This is a genomic window from Asaia sp. W19 (assembly GCF_003994335.1).
In the GTDB taxonomy this organism is placed as follows: Bacteria; Pseudomonadota; Alphaproteobacteria; order Acetobacterales; family Acetobacteraceae; genus Asaia.
The window spans coordinates 1-5,721 of record NZ_PNQZ01000120.1 but is presented as its reverse complement, the minus strand read 5'-3'; the positions used below and the strand labels follow the sequence as shown (position 1 = coordinate 5,721).

Sequence of the window (5,721 nt, the reverse complement as noted above, 5' to 3'; positions counted from 1 at the left end):
CGCTCTCCGAAGCCGCTGACGGCGCAGGGGCGGGTAATCGCACGGTCTTTGGTATCATCATCGGAACCGGAATGGGCGCCGGTATCGTTGTTGACGGAAAGGTGATCGGCGGTCGTCACAGCATCGCTGGCGAATGGGGCCACACGCCGCTCCCCTGGGTGCGCATGGAAGAGTTCCCGCTGCCAAAGTGTTTTTGCGGCAATGAAGGCTGCCTTGAGCGCTATCTTTGCGGGCCCGAGCTCGCCAAAGACTGGAAAGGTGTCGGGCATCATAACACGGCCGGCATCGAAGAGGCTGCGGCTGCCGGAGACATCGCGGCAATCGGCGCGCTCGATCGCTACATGGATCGCTTTTCGCGCGCCTGCGCCCTGACGATCAACTTCCTCGATCCGGATATCATCGTGCTGGGTGGAGGCGTCTCGAATCTCGACAGCATTTACGAGCGTGTGCCGCCTTTGCTGGCGCGTCACGTGATCACGCCGACCTGCACCACCCCCATCGTCCGAAACAAACATGGCGACAGCTCAGGCGTACGCGGCGCCGCCTGGCTGTGGGACGTGGCGGAGTAATTACTCCTCTGAGCTGGAGCCGGGATTCAGGCGTTCGGGCCTGAACCCGGTTGCCACCACGTAGAGCTCGCTCGATTCCTTTCGGGATGCAGGCGGCTTGAGGTGGCGAACATGAGAGAATGCGAGCTTCATGGGTTCGAGCATCTGCCGCTCGGAGCCCCCTTGGAAGACCTTCGCCACAAAACCTCCGCCGACCGCCAGCACCTGCATCGCGAAATCAAGCGCGCCTTCAGCGAGGCCCATGATGCGCAGATGATCGGTTGGCGCATGGCCCGTCGTGTTCGGTGCCATATCCGACAGAACCAGGTCGGCCGGGCCACCCAGAAGGTCGATCAGCCGCGCGGGCATGTCAGGATCGGTGAAATCACCTTCAATGATCGTGGCGTCGCTGACGGGATCCACCGGAAGCAGGTCGACGCCCACCACCTCACTGGCGCCACGCTTCACCGCAACCTGCGTCCATCCTCCGGGGGCAGCACCCAGATCGATGATCTTCATGCCTGGCTTGATCAGCTTCAGTCGGTCATCAATCTCGATCAGCTTGAAGGCGGCCCGTGAACGCCAGCCCTGCTTGCGGGCGGCCGCCACATAGGGGTCATTCAACTGGCGGTTCAGCCAACGCTGCTGCGCAGTCGAGCGCCCCCGCGCAGTGCGCAGGGTGATGGTCTTGTTCCGCGCCGTCTGGACCGAACTGCCGTCCAGGGCGCTGTCCGTTTCGCCGGGAGCGGCAGAACTCTTGAGCGCTTTGCCTGGGATGCGTCGTTCAGTCGGCTTGCCCGGCTTGCGGCCGCGCTTGTCACTATCTCTGGTCATGCGCGACCCATAAAGGAAGACGAGGCATTATGGCCACGATATTCGCGTCCACCGAGCGCGTTCACGCCGTGACGTGCCTGTCCGTGCGGGATGACCCGACTGCTGCGCGCTTGGGTTGCCATGCGTGCGACCATACCGTCACGCAACCCGCGATCGGCAACGATGATCTCCTGCATCGGCCAGACCCTGTGAATCGCCTCGAATATCGCACAGCCCGGCAGCATGAAGTGCTGCCTGTCGGCTGAGAGGGAAGAAGGTGCCGCCTCCGCACCGCATAACGTGGCCTTCACGACGGTGATCGCATCGTGGGCAGCACGATCGGTCAGGGTGAAGCCATCCACCGCCATGCGGCTGTATCGCGGCAGATCCTGAGCCATGCTTGCCAGGGTCGTGACTGTGCCGCTGGTGCCCAGCATTTGCACGGCACCCGCCTGCATTTCGCGACCGATCTGGTGAATCGTCTCGAACTGCCGGAGAGGTTCCTGCACGGCCTTGATCATGGCCTCATAAAGCGCTGCCTGACTAACGGCATCAATGGACCCGCGCGCGTGTCCAAATTGTTCCGACAGGGTGACAACGCCATAGGGCAAGCTGACGAGACTGATCAACTCATGCCCGCGTGTCATAGGATCAAGGCGCAACCAGGCGATCTCGGTTGACCCGCCGCCAATGTCGAAAACAATGGCTCTCTGCCCGGCGGCGCGGTTGCGATGCAGGAGTCCCCGGCATCCTTCCACCGCCAGCTCGACCTCCTCGCGAGGGGAGATGATCTCCAGAGACAGCCCCGTTTCTGCAAAGACACGCGACAGGAAGCGGTCGCGATTGAGGGCGCGCCTGCACGCTTCGGTTGCGACGGCCCTGACCTGTAAATCGGCCAGTCCCTTCATACGCGCGGCATACCCTTCAAGTGTCCGCACCGCCCGGTCCATGGCCCGGGAACTCAACTCCCCCGTTTCAACCAGCCCTTCACCCAGGCACACCATCCTGTTTTGTCGATCCAGAATCTGCACGCCGTGATGCGTCCTGCGCGCGATCATCATGCGGCAATTATTCGTTCCAAGATCGAGAGCGGCGAAATGCCGCGGGAGAGCGCCATTTGGCATGTGAGACGATAGCGCCTCGCTACGGCTGTAGCCCATGATCGTCCTCCCTCTTCCCTGGCCGCATCGGTGAATCTTGCGTCAAAAACAATGTGATAGCGCGCTCAGGTCGCAGCAAGCACTTTATACGTGCGGGATGAGCGATTTATGAAAAAAAATGCCGAAAGGGGGGTTGCGGCCCGTGGGGGCGGGTGCTATCTCACCGCCACCGCAAGGCAAACAGCTTCTGCGCAGATGCTGGGGGATAGTTTAGCGGTAGAACTACCGGCTCTGACCCGGTCAGCCCTGGTTCGAATCCAGGTCCCCCAGCCAAAAACTTTCATAGTTCAAAATAAGAGCGGCAAGCTTCGTCCAGGAATCTCGACGTCATTCCTTGCCGTGTCTGCTTCCAAACTGGTGGGGGGTGTTCCCTCCGTCCCATGGCGGGCTTTCGCTCGGGGCAGGCGCGGTTTCGCGTGCCTCGGGCGGTTTGCTACGTTTGGGCAGGATCTTCATGATCGCCCAGAATCCGATAGCTGCGCAAAGGCCGAACACAAGAGGCGCGCTCAGATACTGCAACTACTTTCCTTTCCGGCGCGAGAAGAGGGACTTGAGCCGAGCCCACAGGAGGGCAAGGAAAGCTATGACGGCAACGATCGCCTTCGAACTCAGAAGTGCAGAGCCGATTTTGACGATAAGAGCCAAGGCGCCCCCTGCCAGTCCCGTTTTCACGGCAAGGGCAGCGGCACCACCTCCCATCAGACCCATAAGCCCATACCGGGCAAGCTTGTCGCCTGTTTCAAAATCGCTGTAGCGATTGCCGGGCAGGGGATGAAGAAAGGTTAGGGCGGTGTTGAAGGCCTTCATGTCCTCATCATAGGTCGCAACATCGCCGACCATGAGGACACGATAATAGCCTGTGCGGGTGAGGACGCGCGTATGCAGGTTGGAGATGAGGTCGTCCGTATGCGTCTTGTACCTGTAGGCCCATTCGAGGCGATGAGTCTGCGGATCGTAGCGCGGCGTTGTTTGCCAGCCGACGAGGTCGAGCGCGGGAAGATGCCGCGCTTTTCGGACTTCATTGTCCTCAAGCGAATATTTGCTCATCATCGCAAGGAGTTTGTCCGCGTCGATCGTATCCGTGTCATCCACATGACCCGCGTCGCGATACGAAAACTCCATGAACCAATCCTGCCCTGCGTCCTCCGGTTGCAAGATGTAGGTGCGATCGTCAGACGCGGTCGTCGGGTTGCCCATGAGTGCGAGGAGCTTTTTCCCGTCTGGCGGCACGAGCAATTCGAAACCTGCAGGGATACGCATATCGGAGCCTCCTTCGATACGCGTGATTGCCGGGCCGTGGATCCAGGGGAGGCGCGTTGGCTGGGGCGGTGCGGGAGCCTCGTGCGCAGGCACCTGCTGGTTCGCAGCATACACGGGTTGGGATGCTAAAGCGCCGAACGCGATTAAAAGCCGAAAGTGTCGAGTTGATCGCATAATAGAAGACTTCAAAAACAAATACTGACCAGACGAAAGTAGAGAACGTATTTGAGTCTATCAATATGATGGCACCGTTCTCACGGTAAAGACTGTGTGTGTGGCTTGAGAATACGGGGCTTCATCTGGCTGCGAGGGTGCTCGGGTGCGTCGAATCGCGCGGAGTGAGCCGCTGTATGAGGAGGAAGGTCCATTGGGTTGACGCCCATGCAGAAAATGACCGTTTGGATAGTTTTGTTACATATGTTTCTGAAAAGAAACGACTTATTGGAATCGTATCGTCATGAAAGTTTCATCGTGATTGTTTCGCCCTCGTGTTAATGGCTATCGTGAATTCGTTAAGCCTAGTTAACGATCAGCCGATGAACTTCAGGAACGATAATGAGTGTGAGAGCCCGCTTTTTTCTTTGTGCGACTTCCGTCCTCGCGTTGCAGGTCTCCGCGGCTTCGGCACAGGTGAGCCTGTCCTCCAGCGCGGGTAGCTCCCGGAAAGCGACCGCTCCCAAAACAGTTGCGAAGGCTGATGACGGCCCGTCCATGATGGGCTCGACTGCACCGACAGACGCTGCCAAGAGCGAGACGGTGCAGGTGCGCGCAAGCCGCCACACGGCTGCTGGCGGCGGTCTCATGGTTCATGAGGATGCTGCCAAGTCGCGCTCCACCGTGACACAGGAATTCATCGCCAAGCAGACGCCGGGCCTGAATCCGATGCAGCTCATTGCCATGCTCCCCGGCGTGAACACTACCTCGGTAGACCCGCTCGGTCTGAATGGCGGCAATCTTACCCTGCGCGGCCTCAATGCGAGTCAGATCGGATTCACGCTCGAAGGATTTCCGATTAACGATATCGGTAATTACGCGGTCTATCCGCAGGAGATTGTCGACTCAGAAAATCTGAGGACAATCAATGTCGAACAGGGTTCGGCGGATCTCGATAGCCCCCATATCAGTGCCTCGGGCGGCGCGGTGAATATGTACCTGCTCGACCCGACCGAGAAATTCAGCGGTCACCTCGATGGCACTTATGGCAGCTATAACGCGCGCCGTATTTTCGGGCGTGTCGACACGGGTCGCATTGGTAATACTCATCTCAAGGGCTATATTTCGTTCTCTGCGGCGCATGAAGATTCGTGGCGTGGTCCAGGCGCGCAGAAAAAACTCCATGGCGAGACAAAATGGGTCAATGAGTGGGGAGAGGGCAATCGCATCTCGCTCGCGATCGTCGGCAACCAGAGCGACAGCACCCTGTTTCCATCGATGAGCCTGGCGAACTGGCAGAAATATGGAACCACCTACACATATGACTCGAAGTGGAATCCTAAATCACCCAGTGGCAATTATTACAAGCTGCACCAGAATCCCTTTACCAACATCTATGCCAGCGCTCCGTCGACATTTACCCTGACAGACAATCTGACGCTGACCGAAACACCGTATTTCTGGTATGGTAATGGTAATGGTGGGGGCGCCTATAATGAGAGCCTGACTAGCCAGCAATATGGTTCGCAGTCTCTCAGTGGCTCGATCGGTCCTTATAATCCGTCCAATACAAAGAGCCTTCTCCTCTATAACCCGTCGAACACCCAGACCTACCGCCCGGGTGCCGTGACGAAACTCGCGCTCCATACTGGCGCAAACCGCCTGATGGTTGGGTACTGGTTCGAGTATTCCAAGCAGATCCAGACCGCACCTTATAGCCTGGTCGATCCTGCGACGGGTGCACCTCTCGACGAATATGGCGGTGGTCCGAACCTCGGTCTGTCCCA

5 protein-coding genes and 1 tRNA gene are annotated in these 5,721 nt (G+C 58.7%); 3 read left to right on the top strand and 3 right to left on the bottom strand.

Annotation, left to right across the window (positions count from 1 at the left end; translation table 11 throughout):
* The coding region (locus C0V97_RS17135) for an ROK family protein (RefSeq protein ID WP_127103707.1) at positions 1–569 on the top strand (569 nt) is incomplete at its 5' end.
* Here the strand turns inward: C0V97_RS17135 and C0V97_RS17130 are convergent.
* Complete coding sequence (locus tag C0V97_RS17130) at positions 570–1,382, bottom strand: RlmE family RNA methyltransferase (protein WP_127102392.1); 813 nt, start codon at positions 1,380–1,382, stop codon at positions 570–572.
* On the bottom strand, positions 1,379–2,521 hold the full coding sequence (locus tag C0V97_RS17125) for a Ppx/GppA phosphatase family protein (protein WP_127102391.1): 1,143 nt from the start codon (positions 2,519–2,521) through the stop codon (positions 1,379–1,381). The genes C0V97_RS17130 and C0V97_RS17125 overlap by 4 nt, the downstream gene beginning before the upstream one ends.
* A gap of 199 nt (positions 2,522–2,720) precedes the next feature.
* Between C0V97_RS17125 and C0V97_RS17120 the strand changes: the two genes are divergently transcribed.
* A tRNA-Gln gene (locus C0V97_RS17120) sits at positions 2,721–2,794 on the top strand.
* Between the two features lie 246 nt (positions 2,795–3,040).
* Here the strand turns inward: C0V97_RS17120 and C0V97_RS17115 are convergent.
* Positions 3,041–3,781 (bottom strand): DUF2167 domain-containing protein, encoded by a 741-nt coding sequence (locus tag C0V97_RS17115; protein ID WP_158625395.1) that lies wholly within the window; start codon positions 3,779–3,781, stop codon positions 3,041–3,043.
* A gap of 711 nt (positions 3,782–4,492) precedes the next feature.
* Here C0V97_RS17115 and C0V97_RS17110 point away from each other — a divergent pair.
* Positions 4,493–5,721 (top strand): TonB-dependent receptor plug domain-containing protein (locus tag C0V97_RS17110; RefSeq protein WP_233582251.1); only part of this gene is annotated, 1,229 nt, incomplete at its 3' end.

Coding starts and splice junctions, on each gene's coding strand:
- C0V97_RS17115 (WP_158625395.1), bottom strand. CDS start 3,781: ATGCGTATCCCTGCAGGTTTCGAATTGCTCGTGCCGCCAGACGGGAAA.
- C0V97_RS17130 (WP_127102392.1), bottom strand. CDS start 1,382: ATGACCAGAGATAGTGACAAGCGCGGCCGCAAGCCGGGCAAGCCGACT.
- C0V97_RS17125 (WP_127102391.1), bottom strand. CDS start 2,521: ATGGGCTACAGCCGTAGCGAGGCGCTATCGTCTCACATGCCAAATGGC.